The sequence below is a fragment of the Alistipes sp. UBA6068 genome (genome assembly GCF_949428155.1).
GTDB lineage: Bacteria > Bacteroidota > Bacteroidia > Bacteroidales > Rikenellaceae > Alistipes > Alistipes muris.
Genome location: NZ_CASQFS010000006.1, coordinates 57,183 through 72,971, shown reverse-complemented (window position 1 = coordinate 72,971; position 15,789 = coordinate 57,183). Strand labels below are relative to the sequence as shown.

The following is a 15,789-nucleotide window of genomic DNA, read 5'->3' as shown; positions in this document are numbered from 1 at the left end:
CGGTTTGCTTTTCCATCCGACTTGCGCTATCTTTGTCCTTATGAAAGAGAATTGGAAACCCGGCACGGTGCTTTATCCGCTGCCTGCCGTGCTGGTGAGTTGCGGTGCTACGCCCGAAGAATACAACATGCTGACCGTGGCATGGACCGGAACTGTATGTTCCGACCCGCCGATGTGCTATATCTCGGTGCGGCCCGAACGTCACTCCTATGAAATCATCCGCCGCACGGGCGAATTCGTCATCAACCTGACGACCGAGCGGCTGGCCCGGGCTGCCGACTGGTGCGGCGTGCGCTCGGGACGCGATTACGACAAGTTCCGCGAAATGGGGCTGACGCCCGGCAAGGCGCTGCATGTGGCGGCGCCGATTGTCGAGGAATCGCCCGTCAATATCGAATGCCAGGTGCGGCAGGTGGTGCCGCTGGGCTCGCACGACATGTTCGTCGCCGAGGTCGTCGGGGTGCAGGCCGACGCCGCGTATATCGACCCGCAGAGCGGGAAGTTCTGCTTGGAAAAGGCTTGCCCGATTGTCTACTCCCACGGCGAATATTTCGGGCTGGGGCAGGCGCTCGGCCACTTCGGGTGGTCGGTGCGCAAGAAACCGTCGCCGAAAAAATAACCTTGTAACTTCCTGATACGGAGCCCCGGAAAATTTTTCCGGGGCTCCGCTCTTGACAAGGGGCTTTTGCGATAGTATATTTGTACGGGCGTTCGCCCTGCGGCCGGAGTTCTTCCGGTCTGCGCCGGATTTGGGTGCCGCTGCGGAAGCGGCTTCATCGAAAACATTCAAAATTTTTATCCATGACCGATTTTTCGTGGCTCGGCGAACTGCTTGCGTTCGCCCTGCCGAGCGGATTCTTGGGCGCGGCCGTTTCGTGGTTCGTAGGCCGGCGCCGGCGCGACAACGATTTTTTGGCCGAAATGCAGCGGTCCATCGACCTGCTGAGCGAAAAGTACAATCAGGTTTTGCAGGAAAATGTCATGCTGCGGCAGGAGAAAGCCCAATGGCAGGTTGCCCAGCAGACGCTGCTGGCCAAGGTCGACCGGCTGACCCGCGAAGTCGAAGACCTGCGCCGCAGAATCAGTCCCCGACTTTTCAACCGAATAAAACTATGAAACCGAATTCTTTTTTGCTGTGGCTGCTGGCCGGATGGCTGGCCGCATCGGCCGTTTCGTGCGCTGCTTCGCGGAGCAATGCCCGGACGGCGCATCGGGCTGTGTCGCAACGGAGCAAGGAACTCCGTTCGTCGGCCGCATCGTCGTATCGGGCGGGCGAGGAGGTGCTCCGCGAAGAAATCATTGTGGATTCCGAGCCTGTTCCGGCCCGGGAGGTTGCGGCCGCTGTTCCGCTGGCGGCTTTGCAGGAGTTGCCCGAAGGGGCCCGGTTCGTTGCGCGGGAGGGCCCTTTGGCGGTCGAGACACGGCGGCGCGGCGACACGCTGGTTGTTACGGCCCGCAGCGACAGCCTGCCGCGCAAGGTGGTCCGGACCGTCCGGACCGAAATCCGCCGGCAACGCGATTCGGCAGCGACCCGATGTTCGGAGTATCGGACACAGACGGCCGACAGCATCCGGCGGGAATCCCGGACCGAAACCGTGGCAGCGCCTGCGCGCTCGTGCGGCCGCTGGTGGTTCGTTGCCGGCGCCGTGTGCTGTGCCGCGGTATTCGCAGGGATTCGCCGATGGCTCTGAAGCGGAGACGAAAGAAGCTGCTATCTTCGGATAGCAGCTTCTTGTTTTTGCAGGCCCTGTAAGCCGGGTTCTGTTCCCGGGGCTTGCGTCCCGGGCCCCTGTCATTTATCTACGGCGGCGGTCACCCGCCGTCTCCAGCAACCTACCCCCCGGCATCGGGCGAGCAACCCTCGTTTGCCGGTATACACGGTCTTGCAACCCGCGGGACGTACGGCCGGGCGGCATCGCTGCCCCCGCGGTGGGCTCTTACCCCGCCTTTTCACCCTTACCAACCGGAAACCCGGCGGGCGGTCGTTCTCTGTTACGCTCCCATACCCTCACGGGTATCAAGTCGTTAGCTTGCGCGGCGCTCTGTGTTGCCCGGACTTTCCTCCCCCGGTTACCCGGCGGCGACAGAGCGGGCCTGCGGGGCAAAATTAAGAATTAAAAATGAAAAATTAAAAATGAAAAATTGGGAATCATTTTTTGTCGATGTCATTTTCGGCAAGCGGATTTTTGAGGGCCGCTGTATTGCCGGAATCGCAAATAATTCTTAATTGAAAATATTGAACCTCGCAAGCAGGGGATTGCGGCGGTCGAGGAGGAAGAACTCCAACAACAGCAATACGAAGGCCGCGGCGAGCAGGCCGCGGTATTGTTCGTCGTACTCCTCGAAGCGGACGGTCGAAAGTTCGGACCGCTCCATTTCGTTGATGCTCCGCACGATTTCGTCGAGCCCGATGGACTGCTTCGTCGACCGGACGTAGACGCCGTCCGTCAGGTCGGCGATTTCGGCAAGCATCTTCTCATTGAGCTTCGAGACCACCATGTCGCCCTTTTCGTCCTTGATGAAGTCGCCGCCGATGCGGATGGGCGCCCCCTCGGGCGTGCCGATGCCGACGGTGTAGATGCGGACCCCCATTTCGGCGGCCCGCCGGGCGACGGCCAGCGCGTCGTCGTCGTGGTTCTCGCCGTCGGTAATCAGCACGATGACCCGGCTGCGGGCTTCTTCGGTATTGCCCGAAAAGGCCAGCAGCGACTGTTCCAGCGCCTTGCCCACGGCCGTACCCTGGACCGTGACGAGCGAGGGGTCGATGCGGCGGGCGAACGCCCGGGCCATGCGGTAGTCCGACGTGATGGGCAGCTGCACCTTGGGCTCTCCGGCGAAGACCACCAACCCCACACGGTCCTGCCGCAGTCCGTCGAAGAGTTTGCCGATGGCATACTTGGTCCGTTCCAGCCGGTTGGGCTCGAAGTCTTCGGCCAACATCGAATTGGAGACGTCGACGGCCAGCATCATTTCGATGCCCTGCGTCTTCTCTTCGCGGAGCTTGGACCCGAACTGCGGCCGTGCGGCCGCCAGCGCGAGCAAGGCGAAAGCTGTGCATAAAAGGATGAACTTCAAGGCGATGCGTCCGGACGAAACTTCGGGCATCAGCTCGCGGAGCGTGGCTTCGCACCCGAAGCGGGCCAGGCGGCGCCGACGGCTGCGGGCCGCCAGCCAGAAGAGCACGACGAATGCGGGGACGGCGGCCAGGAGCCAAAGGTATTGGGGGTGGGCGAATCGGAACATGGCTTTAGGGAATGCGTTTGAAAACGAGCGTCGCGAGCAGGAATTCGGCGGCCAGCAGCGCGGCGGCCCACAGAAGCCACCGGACGAAAAGCTCGTGGTAAACAACGTGTTCGGTCACCTCGACCTTGCTTTTTTCGAGCTGGTTGATTTCGTCGTAGATGGCCTTGAGCGTCGCCTTGTCGGTAGCCCGGAAGTAGCGGCCGCCCGTGAGCTCGGCAATCGAAGTGAGGGTTTTCTCGTCGATTTCGACCTTGGCCATGACGGTGCCGCCCGTCGGGTTGCCGTAGATGTCGGCGGCGGGATAGGGCGCCATGCCGCGGGTGCCGACGCCGATGGTGTAGACGCGGATGCCCTGCGCCTTGGCGATTTCGGCGGCCGTGAGCGGGGCGATTTCGCCGCGGTTGTTCACGCCGTCGGTGAGCAGGATGACCACCTTGGACTTGGCGTCGCTTTCGCGCAGGCGGTTGATGGCCGTGGCGAGCCCGTTGCCGATGGCGGTGCCGTCCTCGATGATGCCGCTGCGGATGCGGCCGAGGAGCGTTTGGAGCGTGCCCTGGTCGGTGGTGAGCGGACTTTGGGTGTAGGCTTCGCCTGCGAATACGACCAACCCGATGCGGTCGCCGCAGCGGTCGGCGATGAACGACCCGGCCACCTCCTTGGCTGCCGTGATGCGGTCGGGCCGGAAGTCGCGCGCGAGCATCGACCCCGAGACGTCGAGGGCGAGCAGGATGTCGATGCCCTCGGTCGAAGTGTTGGAATATTGTTCGGCATCCTGCGGCCGTGCCAGCGCCACGATAATCAGACCGACCGCCGCGGCACGCAGGGCGAACGGCAGGTGCCGCAGGTAATAACGGACGGTCTTCGGCGCCTGCTCCGCCCCTTCGACGGTCGAAATCCGGATGGCCGCGCCGCCTTGCAGCGTCCGCCACACGTAGTAGCCGATCATCGGCAGCAGAAGCAGCAACAGCCAGAGAATATGGGGGTTGTGGAAAGTCATATTTTGCAATTAAAAATGAAAAATTAAGAATTAAAAATCATTTCCTGTCTTTCATCGTCTTGACGATACTGGCCAATAAATTCGTGAGCTCCCGGCAATCCTTGAATATGTGGTCGAATTCCGTTTCTTTCAAATATCCTGTTCTGGAAAGAAGTTCCAACCAATATTCCGTTTCGTATGCTTCTTTCAATGCGATGTGCATTTTGGCCGTGAAGTCGTTCGGGGACTGCCCGCCGATAGCCTCGCGGATATTCGCGCCTATGCTGGTCCCGCTTTTCAGAAGTTGTTTCGAGAGAACGTATTCGTTATGCGTGCTTGTTATGTATTTGTACAGATTGACGATGCGGACCGCGAAATTCAAACTTTTCGTAAGAACGATATTATCGGGTTTCACGCTGATTTTTCATTTTTAATTCTTAATTTTTAATTTTTAATTTGGGACAGGCTACCAGTTTTTTCCGCCGCGGACGATGACGCCCTGCTTTTCCTTGAGCTTTTCCTGGGTTTTATCTTCCTGGGCCTGGATGGCGTCGAGCATCTGCTGCTGCTCCTGCTCGGAAATTCCGGCGGGCACGGGCTGCTCTTGGCCTTCGTTGTTGTTTTTGTCGTTTTGGTCCGATTCCGAGGGGTCTTGTTGGCCGTCTTGTTCTTCCTTGTCGCTATCTTGTTGTTCTTGGTTGTTATCTTGTGATTGTTCTTGCTGATTCTCGTCTTGTTCTTGTTGCTGGTTGTTATTGTTTTCGCTGTTTTGATTTTCGTTTTCGTCCAAGAGCTTCTTGGTATAGGCGTAGTTGTATTTGGCCTCCATATCCGCCGGGTCGAGCAACAGCGAACGGCGGTAGCTTTCGAGCGCTTCCTTGTATTTCTTTTGCAGGAACTGGGCGTTGCCTAAATTATAAAACGCTTGGGCGCGCTCCTCGTCCGTGCGGAGCGTATCGGCCGCGGCGCGGGCCATGGTCTGCTCGGCCTTGTCGAACATTTCGGCCTTGCAGAGGGCGCTGCCGAGGTTGTAGGTCCCCTCGAACGAACCGGGCGCATAGGTCAGCGCCTGCGTGTAGCGCTCGACGGCTTTCTGGTAGTCGCCCTTGTGGTAACTGCGGTTGCCCTTGCGCACCTCGCGCCGTTCGGGCATCTGCTGGGCCGAAGCACTCAAGAAAGCGAAAAGAAAAAGGATGTACAGGAATCGTTGCATGGCAGGGGTCATTCGTTTTCGGCGTTCGGCTCGGCCTGCTCGGTGGCTGGCTTGGTCTCCTCGACGAAGTAATAGGCTTTGAGATAGGCGTTTTCGTTGGTCTCAGCGTCGGGCGTCGCCTTGGCGAATTTCACCAAATCGCCGTCGCGCAGAATCGCCGTGAGGTCCATCCGTGCCTTGTCGGGCAGGTCGAGGGGACGCAGGGCGCCGAGAATCTCGTCGGTGGTCATCTCCATGGCCCCCACCTCCCAGCGGCGGGCGATGTAGCTGCGCAGGATGTCGGTAAGGCCCGAATAATATTGCTTGTGGCGGTTGTTCTGCCACAGCTTGCGGTTGTGAAGTTCTTCGAGCGCCTGGATGGCCTCGACGTGGGGCGGCAGGGCAGGAGCCGGGGCGAAAAGCCCGCCTAAGGTGGCGCCGCGCTTTTTCAGATAGCGGAGCAGCGCCCAAAGGGCCGCGGCCAGCACCAAGGCTCCCAACAGGCTCCACAGCAGATAACCGCGGATTTCGCCCATCCGGAACGGGAGGTCGCGCTGGGGCTTGAGGTCGAAAATGGAATGCGACGTCGAGTCGATCTGGAAAGTCGTCACCTCCAGATGCAGCCGTTCGGCCGTGCGGAGCGTGTCGACGATGTTCTTGTCGGCGTAGAGGATTTCGGCCGGGCCGAGGTCGTGGTGTCCCTCCTCGAAAGCAGCCAGCCGATAGCGCTTGCGGAGCTTGATGCGGCGGCCGTCGCGCTGGAGCGTGTCGACCGGAAGCTCTTCGACCAGCTCGAAATGGCGGTCGCCCTCGTTGGGCTCGAAGAGGGGGAATGCGACCGTCTGCACGAGGTCTTTTTCCACCTCGATGACGTAGTCGAAACGGTCGCCGATCATCAGGCTGTCGGGCTCGACGCGGGCCGTGACGACGGGCTGTTGGGCGTGGGCGGTGACGGCGGCGAACAGCAGGCCGCATAACAGCAGTCGTTTCATCGTTGTCGGAAGAGTTTGAGGAGTTCGGCCACGTAGTCGCCGTCGGTCGTAATCGTGGCCGAGTCGATGCGGTGGTGGCGCAGCAGGTCGTCGATGGCTTCGCTGCGGGTGCGCCAGGCCGCGGCGTAGTGGTCGCGCACGGCGCGCGAGGAGGTGTCGGCCCACACCTTGCGGCCGCTTTCGGCGTCCTGCAGCTCGACGATTCCCACGTCGGGAAGCTCGGCTTCGCGCGGGTCGCAGACGCGGATGCCTACCAGGTCGTGTTTGCTGCCTGCGATTTTCAGCGCGTCTTCCAATGCCGCGCGGTCCTGCGCCGGGTCGAGGAAGTCCGAGAGGATGAAAGTCGTGCAGCGTTTCTTGTTGACGTTGGTCAGCATCCGCAGGGGCTCGGAGAGCCGGGTGCCCTGCGACTGGGGCCGGAACCCGACCAACTCGCGGATAATCATCAAGATATGGCTGCGTCCCTTTTTGGGCGGGATGAACTTCTCGACCTTGTCCGAGAAGAAGATGCAGCCCACCTTGTCGTTGTTCTGCGCGGCGGAGAAAGCCAGCACGGCCGCGATTTCGGTCATGACGTTCTTCTTGAACCGCTCTGCCGACCCGAACAGCCGCGACGCGGAGACGTCCACGAGGAGCATCATGGTCAGCTCGCGCTCCTCCTCGTAAATCTTGATGTGGGGCTTGCGCGAACGCGCCGTGACGTTCCAGTCGATGTCGCGCACGTCGTCGCCGGCGCGGTACTCCCTCACTTCGGAAAACGACATGCCCCGTCCGCGGAAGGCCGTGTGGTACTTGCCGGCGAAGATTTCGTCGGAAAGTCCGCGGGTCTTGATTTCGATTTTGCGGACGCGCCTGAGAATATCCTGTTCGTTCTCCTGCATCGCGTTAGGGGACGATTACGTTGTTGAGGATGTCGGTGACGATCTCTTCGGAGGTAATGTTCTCGGCTTCGGCTTCGTAGGTGAGGCCGATGCGGTGGCGCAGCACGTCGTGGCAGACGGCGCGCACGTCCTCGGGGATGACGTAGCCGCGGCGGCGGATGAAGGCGTAGGCCCGGGCGGCCTTGGCCAGCGAAATCGACGCGCGGGGCGAACCGCCGTAGGCGATGAGGCTCTGCAGCTTGCCCAGGCTGTATTCGCCCGGTTCGCGCGTAGCGAAGATGATGTCGATGATGTACTTCTCGATTTTCTCGTCCATGTAGACGTCTTCGACCACCTTGCGGGCCTTGACGATGTCTTCGGGCGCGATGACCTTGCTCACTTCGGGCATCCCGGCCCCCGCGAGGTTCATGCGCACGATGTCGCGCTCCTCCTGCTTGTTGGGATAGGAAATCTTGGCCTTGAGCATGAAACGGTCGACCTGCGCTTCGGGCAGGGGGTAGGTGCCCTCCTGCTCCAGGGGGTTTTGCGTGGCGAGCACGAGGAACGGCTGCGGCAGGGGATAGGTCTCGTCGCCGATGGTCACCTGCCGCTCCTGCATGGCTTCGAGCAGCGCCGACTGCACCTTGGCCGGGGAACGGTTGATTTCGTCGGCCAGCACGAAGTTGGCGAAGATGGGCCCCTTGCGGACTACGAAGTCTTCGTTCTTCTGCGAGTAGATAAGCGTGCCCAGCAGGTCGGCGGGCAGCAGGTCGGGGGTGAACTGGATGCGCGAGAAACCGGCGTCGACAGCCTTGGCCAGCGTGGTGATGGCCAGCGTCTTGGCCAGACCCGGCACACCCTCCAGCAGGATATGGCCGTTGGACAGGAGGCCGATGAGCAGCGTGTCGACCAGGTGGCCCTGCCCGACGATGACTTTGCCGATTTCGCTGCGCAGCGTGTCGACGAAGACCGATTCGCGTTCGATGCGTTCGTTGAGTTCCTTGATGTTGATGACTTCGCTCATGGTATGTTTCTGTTTCGATTGTTTGCCGGTTTCGTTCTTTCAACGCATCCGCGCCGAAATTATTGCAAAACTAATAAAATAACGCTTAAAAAATCCCGGTTTCCGCCGATTTTTCCCTATCGTGCCATGGGTAGAACCTTAATTCGCATGGCTTGACTTCGATGCCGCGCCTGCGGAGCCTGGGAAACACACGCTTTTTGTGCGTCTGACCGCCGATGACGGAACGGTGTTCGAGGCGAGCGAAGAAGCCGAATTCTGACGGTGCGCCGCCCCTTTTTCGGAGGGGCGGCGATTTTTTGCGAAAGATTTTTCCGGAAATCGGCGACGCTTCCCCGGCAGAATGCTAATTTTGCAGGGAAAATCTACGACATGGAATCACCGATATTACAGGGACTGAATCCTGCCCAGCGCGACGCCGTGGTGAACTACGATTCGCCGTCGCTTATCATTGCGGGCGCCGGGTCGGGCAAGACGCGCGTGCTGACCTCGCGTATCGCCTACATGATCGAACAGGGGGTCAAGCCGCACAACATTCTGGCCCTCACCTTTACGAACAAGGCTGCCGAGCAGATGCGCTCGCGCATTGCCGCCATGCTGCCCGACAACCGCAGCCGCTTCATCCGGATGGGCACGTTCCACTCGGTTTTCTCGCGGATTCTGCGCGAGAACGCCGAACGGATAGGCTATCCGCAGTCGTTCACCATCTACGAACCCTCGGACAGCCGCAATCTGCTGAAAACCATTGTCCGCGAACTGAACCTCGACGAAGACAAATACAAGCCTGCGCGGCTTGCGTCGCGTATTTCGTTTGCCAAAAACGCGCTGGTGACCCCCGGCGCTTACCTCGCCAATACGACCTACGGGACCGAGGACCGGCATGCGCAGATTCCCGAATTCGGCAACATCTACAACACCTACTGCCAGCGCTGCAAACGCAACGGAGCGATGGATTTCGACGACCTGCTGCTGCAGACCAACATTCTGCTGCGCGACTGCCCCGAGGTGCTGGCCCGCTATCAGGAACAGTTCCAATATATTCTGGTCGACGAGTACCAGGACACCAACTATGCGCAGTATGTCATCATCCGCCGCCTGTCGCAGATCCATTCGCGGGTGTGCGTCGTGGGCGACGATGCGCAGTCGATCTATTCGTTCCGCGGGGCCAAAATCGAAAATATTCTGTCGTTTCAGAAAGATTTCCCCACGGCCGAGGTTTTCAAGCTCGAACAGAATTACCGTTCGACCCGCACTATCGTCGATGCGGCCAATTCGGTCATTCGGCGCAACTCCAAGAAGCTGGATAAGAATTGTTTTTCGGAAGGTGCCCGGGGCGAAAAAATCCGCGTGCTGAAAGCCTATAACGACCGTGAGGAGGCCGAAATGGTGGTCTCCGACCTGCGCGACAAGGTGCGTGCGGCGGGCGACGAATGGGCCGAAGCGGTCATCCTCTACCGTACCAACAGCCAGTCGGCCGTGCTGGAGGACAACCTGCGGCGGCGCGGGATTCCCTACCGGATTTACAAGGGTTCGTCGTTCTACGACCACAAGGAAATCAAGGACCTGATGGCCTACATCCGGCTGGTCGTCAACCCGCGCGACGACGAGGCGTTCCGGCGCATCGTCAACTATCCGGCGCGTGGTATCGGCGACACGACCGTGCAGCGGATTGCGCAGATGGCCGCCGAGCGGGGCGTTTCGATGTGGGAGGCGGTCGATGCGCTGGTGGCCGAACCGCCTGCCGATGCCGTGCAGAAAGCCATCGTCCGCAAGGTGGCGGAGTTCGTGGCGATGATTCGTTCGCTGGCGGCCGCCCGGGGCGAAAAGGGACTCTACGACTTCGGCCACGAAATCGCTTCGCGGTCGGGCATTCTGGCGGCATATCGGTCCGAGAACACGCCGGAAGCGACTTCGGCGCTCGACAACATCGAGGAGCTGCTCAACTCGATGCAGCTGTTCAAGGAACAGCGCGACGCTGAAATCCGGAACGGTGAACGGCAGCCCGAGGAGGAGGCGACCATCGAGGAGTGGCTGCAGAACGTCATGCTCATGACCGACATGGACAAGGACGACCCCGAGGACCGCAACAAAGTGACCCTGATGACCGTTCATTCGGCCAAGGGGTTGGAATACAAACATGTGTATATTGTCGGGCTGGAGGAAAACCTCTTCCCCTCGCAGCGGGCCGTGGAGACGCCCGACGGCTTGGAGGAGGAGCGGCGGCTGTTCTACGTGGCGCTCACGCGTGCCAAGGTGGCGGCGACGCTTTCGTATGCCGAAATGCGGTTCAAGTGGGGTAACATGGAGTTTTCGCGCCCGAGCTGTTTCCTGCACGAAATCGACCCGCAGTACCTCGAAACCGCTGTGGAAGCCGACGGCGAACGCCCGGCAAGGCGCGAGGAGGGCGGTTCGGCCCTCGACGAGCTGCGCCGACGGTTCGACTACCGTTTTCAGCAGAAACAACCCGGCGACGAACGGGGCTACGGCAGCGGTCCGGCCCAACGGTTCCCGCGGAACGGACAGCCCGGGCGGCCGCAGGGCGGCTATGGCTCGGGCTCCGGGACTTCGCAGGGCGCTTCCCGCTTCGGGGCGTCCAAACCGCGCACGGCACCCGACCCGGCCTTGGTGCAGACCCCGCGGCCTTCGACCGAAGGGATGCGGCGTTTGGGCGTGCGTCCGGCGGGCGATGCGGCTGCGGCCTGCGGCGACTATGCTGTGGGGCAGCGGGTCGAGCACCAGAAGTTCGGCGTCGGCATCATCCGCCGCATCGAGATGCTGGCCGAGGACCAGAAGCTGGTCATCGCGTTCGACAACGCCGGCGAAAAGACCCTGCTGGCCAAATTCGCCAAACTGACCAAACTCTGACCCCGATGCAAACGCCGCTCGTATCGGTCTGCATGACGACCTACAACCACGAAGCCTACATCCGGCAGGCCATCGAGGGCGTGCTGGCGCAGCAGACGTCGTTCGGGGTCGAGCTGGTGTTGGGCGAGGACGGCAGCACGGACGGCACGGCGGCCGTCTGCCGCGAGTATGCCCGGCGTTTTCCCGACCGGGTGCGGGTGGTCGGCGGCGGGGAGAACGTCGGTTGGCGGGCCAACTACCGCCGGACGTTCGATGCCTGCCGCGGCAAGTATGTGGCCTACTGCGACGGCGACGACTGGTGGGACGACCCGCTGAAGCTGCAAACGCAGGTCGGCCTCCTGGAGAACGACCCTGCGTGCGGCATGTGCTGCACGGCGGCGACGGACTTCTACCAGGCGACGGGCGAACGGAAACCCTATCCGCCGGAACGCTACACCGATTTCGGCCGCCTGCTGCTGCGGACCACCGTCGCCAACTGCACGACCCTTGCGCGGCGCGGACTGATTGCCCGCTATTACGACGAAATCCGCCCCGAACTCCACCCCGAATGGCTCACCGACGACTGGCCCATGTGGCTGTGGTTCGCGGCGTGCAGCCGCATCCGCTTCATCGACCGGCCGACGGCCGTGCACCGTCGTCTGCCTGCGAGCGTCAGCCACAGCGCGGAGTACAGGCAGCGGATTGCTTTCCGCGATTCGCTGATGGGTATAAGCCTTTGGTTCGATGAACGTTACACCGGGGGCCGCAACCGCTTCCGCATCTTGCGCGAACGGAGTGCGGTGGCGCTGTGGATTCTCTCCTACCACGGTCCGGTGCGCGAATATTTGGTGCGCTGGTGGCGCGACCTCAAGGCCGCGCCGCGGCTGCTGCTTTGTCCCGAAGGAGCGGGACTGCTGGTGAAAAAGGTGCTGTTCAGGCGCCGGAAAACTCTGCGACTATGACACTCAGACAACGTTACGACGGAATCATCGGCTGGTTTTCGGAGCACATGCCCGTGGCCGAGAGCGAACTGCACTATGACAATCCCTACCAGCTGCTGGTAGCCGTCATCCTGTCGGCCCAATGTACCGACAAGCGGGTCAACATGACCACGCCGGCCCTCTTCGAGCGCTTCCCCACGCCCGACAAGATGGCGGAAGCGGGGGCGGAGGGAATCTATCCCTATATAAAGAGTATCTCCTATCCGAACAACAAGGCGAAGAATCTGGCCGGGATGGCCCGCATGCTGTGCGAGGAATTCGGCGGCGAGGTGCCCTCCGACCTCGATGCGATGCAGCGGCTGCCGGGGGTGGGGCGCAAGACGGCCAATGTGCTGGGGGCCGTGCTGTGGCAGCGCGAGGTGATGCCTGTCGATACACATGTGTTCCGCGTCTCGGAACGTATAGGGCTGACCACCAACTCCAAAACGCCGCTGCAAACCGAACTGGCGCTCGAAAAGAACATCCCCGGCCGTCTGCTTCCAGTGGCGCACCACTGGCTGATTCTCCACGGACGCTACGTCTGTACGGCGCGCGCTCCGAAATGCGCTTCGTGCGGCATAGCCCCCTGGTGCCGCAAATATGCGGCGGAACAGAAGACAATGAACAAGGAATAGTTAATAATGAATAATTATTTCGCTACATTCCGTTCATTATCCACTATTCATTATTAATTATTCACTTGACAAGACTGGTCACCGGGTATTTGAGATTCTTGTAACCGGAAATATAACCGTTGATGCTGCCCACGCGGACGGGCGATTCGATGTAGACCGGAATCTTGTTCTCGTCGTCCGTGATCCAGATGTAGAAGACCGTGCCGTCGGTGAACGAATAGCCTTCGGTCGTGCCCAGCTGGCAATCGAACTTGAGGGTCCGGAACTTGCCCATGTTGCGGATTTTCTTCACCTCGCGGCCCAGAAAGCGGTAGCGGATATTGCGCACCGTATCCTGTAGCACCATCCGCAGGTATTCCGGTTTGTCCTTGCTGAAATCGTCCGCCTCGGCTGTGCGCATGTTGAAAAAGAGCGATATGGCGTCCATGCTTTCGGGCGTGAGGGGCATCTCCTTCTCGGCGAACGGACGCTGCCGGCTGCGCCAGCGGGTCCGCACGACCGAATCCTGCCACACGTAGTCGAAACGGCTCTCGAACGTGTAGTCGCCCTCGCGGATGTCGCTCTGGAAATACTCGCTGCGCAGCGTGACGGGGTCGATCCAGACCTGGTAGATGTCTTCCATGTTGTAGAACCAGCGGTAGGTCGGCAGCGTGCGCCCCACCCCCTTGACGAGGTAGTATTTCTTCCCGTCGCACGTGGTCTCGGTTGTCGTCACCTCGACGGTCCCCACTTCGGTGTTGGGGAACATTTTGGCCTTGTAGCTCACCCTGTATCGGAGTACTTCGCCGGGGTGGTAGAGCTGGGCGGCCAGGGGGCCGGTCCACAGGAGCAGTATGGCAAGAAGCAGTCGTTTCATAAAAATCGGTATGCGTTCGTTAGGAAATGCGTGAGAAATCGGTTTCGCGGCGCCCCGAATAATTGTACCGCAGCACGGCGAGCCCGCGGTTTTCGGGACGGGCGAGTTCGGGGTCGGCAGCGAGGATTTCGATGGCCGCTTCGCGCGAAAGGGTCAGTATCTGCACGTCGGCCGTGGGGTTGGCGATGCGCAGGTCGAATGCCAGTCCGCTCTGCATCGTGCCGTTGACGTCGCCCGCGCCCCGCAGCTTGAGGTCGAGCTCCGCGAGCCGGAAGCCGTCGTTGGTCTCGCACATGGCTTCGAGCCGCGCGCGCGATTCCTTGGATAGCTTGACGCCCGACATCAGAATGCAGTACGACTGCTCGCCGCCCCGGCCGACGCGTCCGCGCAGCTGGTGGAGCTGCGAAAGCCCGAACCGCTCGGCCGATTCGATGACCATGACCGTGGCGTTGGGGACATCGACCCCCACTTCGATGACCGAAGTGGCCACCATGATCTGCGCTTCGCCCGCCTTGAACTGGCGCATCGACTCCTCCTTGTCGGCAGGCTTCATCTGGCCGTGGCAGATGGTCGTCACGTACTCCGGCAGCGGAAAGTCGCGCGAAATGGATTCGTAGCCGTCGGTGAGGTCTTTGTAGTCCATCGTCTCAGATTCCTTGATGAGCGGGTAGACCACGTAGACCTGCCGCCCTTTCTTGATTTCCTGCTTCATGAAGCCGAAAAGCCGCAGCCGCGCCGCATCGGTGTAGTGCACCGTCTTGACGGGCTTGCGGCCCGGGGGCAGCTCGTCGATGACCGAGACGTCCAGGTCGCCGTAGAGGGTCATGGCCAGCGTCCGCGGAATGGGCGTCGCCGTCATGACGAGGATGTGGGGCGGGCGGGCGTTCTTGGTCCAGAGCCGGGCCCGCTGCTCGACGCCGAAGCGGTGCTGCTCGTCGATGACGACGAACCCTAAGTTGGCGAACTGCACGCGGTCTTCGATCAACGCATGGGTCCCAATCAAAATCTGTACCTCGCCCGACGCGATTCCTTCGAGGGCCTGCCGCCGTTCGCGGCTTTTGGAGGCTCCGGTCAGAACCGCCGCCCGGACGCCGAGCCCGTCGAGCATGCGGCTGAACGTGGCGAAGTGCTGACGGGCAAGTATTTCGGTGGGGGCCATCATGCAGGCCTGGTAGCCGTTGTCCACGGCCAGCAGCATCGACATGAGCGCCACCAGCGTTTTGCCGCTGCCGACGTCGCCTTGGAGCAGGCGGTTCATCTGGAACCCCGTGACGGTGTCGCTGCGGATCTCCTTGATGACGCGTTTCTGCGCTCCGGTGAGCGGAAACGGCAGTTTCTGCGTGTAGAACGTATTGAAAACACCCCCGACTTTCGGAAAGAGAAAGCCGTCGTTCTTGGTCATGCGGGCCGTGCGGCGCGACTGGACGTTGAGCTGCACGCCCAGCAGCTCGTCGAACTTGAGCCGGTACTGGGCCTGCCGGAGCGCTTCGGGCGACTGGGGGAAGTGGATGTTGTAGTAGGCTTCGCGCAGGGGCATCAGACCGTAGCGGGTGCGGAGCGCTTCGGGCAGCAGCTCCTCGACATGGTCCTTGGCCAACTGCCATGCGTGGCAGATGATGCGGTACATGCCTTTGGTTCCCAGCACGTTGGAGAGCTTCTCGGTCGAGGGGTAGATGCCCTGCATGCCGCTTTCGGGCTTGCGCGAGAGGGCCTGTTCGATGGTTTCCAGCTCGGGGTGCGCCATCGAAAGTTCGCTGCGATAGAACGAGGGACGGCCGAAGACGAGGTATTCGCGCCCGACCTCGATTCGTTTTTCGATCCACTTGATGCCCTGGAACCACACCAGCTCGGCCGCTCCCGAGGGGTCTTTGACGTAGACCGTGAAGCGGCGTTTGCGCCCCTCGCCCGCGTAGGCCACCCCCGTCACACGGGCCCGGAACTGGACCAGCGCCGGGGCGCCCTCGGTGATTTCGGCGATGCGGTAGATTTTGGTGCGGTCGATGTAGCGCGTCGGAAAATGACGCAGCATGTCGCCCACGGTGCGCACATGCAGCTCCTGGTCGAGCAGCTTCGCCCGCGCTTCGCCCACGCCCGGCACAAATTGGATATTGCTCTCCAGCATGTTCACAGGGCAAAGATAATTAAAAAATCACGGCTTCCGCATTGCGGAGAAGCGGAAAAACCGTTTCC

General features: G+C 61.1%; 15 protein-coding genes and 1 other RNA gene. 6 read left to right on the top strand and 10 right to left on the bottom strand.

Annotated features, from left to right (window positions below):
• Positions 1-40 precede the first annotated feature (40 nt).
• From QVG21_RS04830 to QVG21_RS04820, 3 genes are all read left to right on the top strand, one after another.
• Positions 41-619 (top strand): flavin reductase family protein, encoded by a 579-nt coding sequence (locus QVG21_RS04830; RefSeq protein ID WP_287922708.1) that lies wholly within the window; start codon positions 41-43, stop codon positions 617-619.
• A gap of 182 nt (positions 620-801) precedes the next feature.
• Positions 802-1,116, top strand: coding sequence for a hypothetical protein (locus QVG21_RS04825; RefSeq protein ID WP_251214929.1), 315 nt, complete (start codon positions 802-804; stop codon positions 1,114-1,116).
• On the top strand, positions 1,113-1,691 hold the full coding sequence (locus tag QVG21_RS04820; protein ID WP_287922706.1) for a hypothetical protein: 579 nt from the start codon (positions 1,113-1,115) through the stop codon (positions 1,689-1,691). Before QVG21_RS04825 ends, QVG21_RS04820 begins: the two co-directional genes overlap by 4 nt.
• 43 nt (positions 1,692-1,734) lie before the next feature.
• Here the strand turns inward: QVG21_RS04820 and rnpB are convergent.
• The 8 genes from rnpB to QVG21_RS04780 all read right to left on the bottom strand — a co-directional run bounded on the left by rnpB (position 1,735) and on the right by QVG21_RS04780 (position 8,287).
• An RNA gene (gene rnpB, locus QVG21_RS04815) (RNase P RNA component class A) lies at positions 1,735-2,100 on the bottom strand.
• Positions 2,101-2,223: 123 nt separating this feature from the next.
• Positions 2,224-3,243, bottom strand: a complete 1,020-nt coding sequence (locus QVG21_RS04810) for a VWA domain-containing protein (RefSeq protein ID WP_287922704.1) — start codon at positions 3,241-3,243, stop codon at positions 2,224-2,226.
• A gap of 4 nt (positions 3,244-3,247) precedes the next feature.
• Complete coding sequence (locus tag QVG21_RS04805; RefSeq protein ID WP_287922702.1) at positions 3,248-4,240, bottom strand: vWA domain-containing protein; 993 nt, start codon at positions 4,238-4,240, stop codon at positions 3,248-3,250.
• A gap of 37 nt (positions 4,241-4,277) precedes the next feature.
• Positions 4,278-4,634 carry a four helix bundle protein gene (locus QVG21_RS04800; RefSeq protein ID WP_287922700.1) on the bottom strand — a complete coding sequence of 119 codons (357 nt, stop codon included), beginning with the start codon at positions 4,632-4,634 and terminating at the stop codon, positions 4,278-4,280.
• Between the two features lie 51 nt (positions 4,635-4,685).
• Positions 4,686-5,432, bottom strand: coding sequence for a tetratricopeptide repeat protein (locus QVG21_RS04795; protein ID WP_287922699.1), 747 nt, complete (start codon positions 5,430-5,432; stop codon positions 4,686-4,688).
• A gap of 8 nt (positions 5,433-5,440) precedes the next feature.
• Positions 5,441-6,403 (bottom strand): hypothetical protein, encoded by a 963-nt coding sequence (locus tag QVG21_RS04790; protein WP_287922698.1) that lies wholly within the window; start codon positions 6,401-6,403, stop codon positions 5,441-5,443.
• The gene (locus QVG21_RS04785; RefSeq protein ID WP_287922696.1) at positions 6,400-7,284 is read right to left on the bottom strand and encodes a DUF58 domain-containing protein; all 885 of its coding nucleotides are present in this window, start codon (positions 7,282-7,284) and stop codon (positions 6,400-6,402) included. Before QVG21_RS04785 ends, QVG21_RS04790 begins: the two co-directional genes overlap by 4 nt.
• A 4-nt stretch (positions 7,285-7,288) precedes the next feature.
• Positions 7,289-8,287 (bottom strand): AAA family ATPase, encoded by a 999-nt coding sequence (locus QVG21_RS04780; RefSeq protein WP_287922695.1) that lies wholly within the window; start codon positions 8,285-8,287, stop codon positions 7,289-7,291.
• Between the two features lie 369 nt (positions 8,288-8,656).
• Between QVG21_RS04780 and QVG21_RS04775 the strand changes: the two genes are divergently transcribed.
• Genes QVG21_RS04775 through nth form a run of 3 tightly spaced genes read left to right on the top strand, consistent with a single transcriptional unit; the run spans position 8,657 to position 12,743 of the window.
• Positions 8,657-11,149, top strand: coding sequence for an ATP-dependent helicase (locus QVG21_RS04775; RefSeq protein ID WP_287922694.1), 2,493 nt, complete (start codon positions 8,657-8,659; stop codon positions 11,147-11,149).
• Between the two features lie 5 nt (positions 11,150-11,154).
• A complete protein-coding gene (locus tag QVG21_RS04770; protein WP_287922693.1) occupies positions 11,155-12,090 on the top strand; it encodes a glycosyltransferase in 936 nt (311 codons plus the stop codon).
• Complete coding sequence (nth, locus tag QVG21_RS04765; protein WP_251214940.1) at positions 12,087-12,743, top strand: endonuclease III; 657 nt, start codon at positions 12,087-12,089, stop codon at positions 12,741-12,743. Before QVG21_RS04770 ends, nth begins: the two co-directional genes overlap by 4 nt.
• Before the next feature lie 61 nt (positions 12,744-12,804).
• On the opposite strand, the gene QVG21_RS04760 is transcribed toward nth, so the two are convergent.
• Entirely contained in the window at positions 12,805-13,599 is a 795-nt protein-coding gene (locus tag QVG21_RS04760) for a DUF3108 domain-containing protein (RefSeq protein WP_287922692.1), read from the bottom strand.
• Between the two features lie 19 nt (positions 13,600-13,618).
• A complete protein-coding gene (gene recG / locus QVG21_RS04755) occupies positions 13,619-15,721 on the bottom strand; it encodes an ATP-dependent DNA helicase RecG (protein WP_369808770.1) in 2,103 nt (700 codons plus the stop codon).
• Positions 15,722-15,789 lie beyond the last annotated feature (68 nt).

Bases quoted from the DNA above. Each gene is read 5' to 3' on its own strand.
- QVG21_RS04790 (WP_287922698.1), bottom strand. From the start codon at position 6,403: ATGAAACGACTGCTGTTATGCGGCCTGCTGTTCGCCGCCGTCACCGCC.
- QVG21_RS04820 (WP_287922706.1), top strand. From the start codon at position 1,113: ATGAAACCGAATTCTTTTTTGCTGTGGCTGCTGGCCGGATGGCTGGCC.
- recG (WP_369808770.1), bottom strand. From the start codon at position 15,721: ATGCTGGAGAGCAATATCCAATTTGTGCCGGGCGTGGGCGAAGCGCGG.
- QVG21_RS04780 (WP_287922695.1), bottom strand. From the start codon at position 8,287: ATGAGCGAAGTCATCAACATCAAGGAACTCAACGAACGCATCGAACGC.
- QVG21_RS04785 (WP_287922696.1), bottom strand. From the start codon at position 7,284: ATGCAGGAGAACGAACAGGATATTCTCAGGCGCGTCCGCAAAATCGAA.
- nth (WP_251214940.1), top strand. From the start codon at position 12,087: ATGACACTCAGACAACGTTACGACGGAATCATCGGCTGGTTTTCGGAG.
- QVG21_RS04775 (WP_287922694.1), top strand. From the start codon at position 8,657: ATGGAATCACCGATATTACAGGGACTGAATCCTGCCCAGCGCGACGCC.
- QVG21_RS04795 (WP_287922699.1), bottom strand. From the start codon at position 5,432: ATGCAACGATTCCTGTACATCCTTTTTCTTTTCGCTTTCTTGAGTGCT.
- QVG21_RS04805 (WP_287922702.1), bottom strand. From the start codon at position 4,240: ATGACTTTCCACAACCCCCATATTCTCTGGCTGTTGCTGCTTCTGCTG.
- QVG21_RS04810 (WP_287922704.1), bottom strand. From the start codon at position 3,243: ATGTTCCGATTCGCCCACCCCCAATACCTTTGGCTCCTGGCCGCCGTC.
- QVG21_RS04760 (WP_287922692.1), bottom strand. From the start codon at position 13,599: ATGAAACGACTGCTTCTTGCCATACTGCTCCTGTGGACCGGCCCCCTG.
- QVG21_RS04770 (WP_287922693.1), top strand. From the start codon at position 11,155: ATGCAAACGCCGCTCGTATCGGTCTGCATGACGACCTACAACCACGAA.
- QVG21_RS04825 (WP_251214929.1), top strand. From the start codon at position 802: ATGACCGATTTTTCGTGGCTCGGCGAACTGCTTGCGTTCGCCCTGCCG.
- QVG21_RS04830 (WP_287922708.1), top strand. From the start codon at position 41: ATGAAAGAGAATTGGAAACCCGGCACGGTGCTTTATCCGCTGCCTGCC.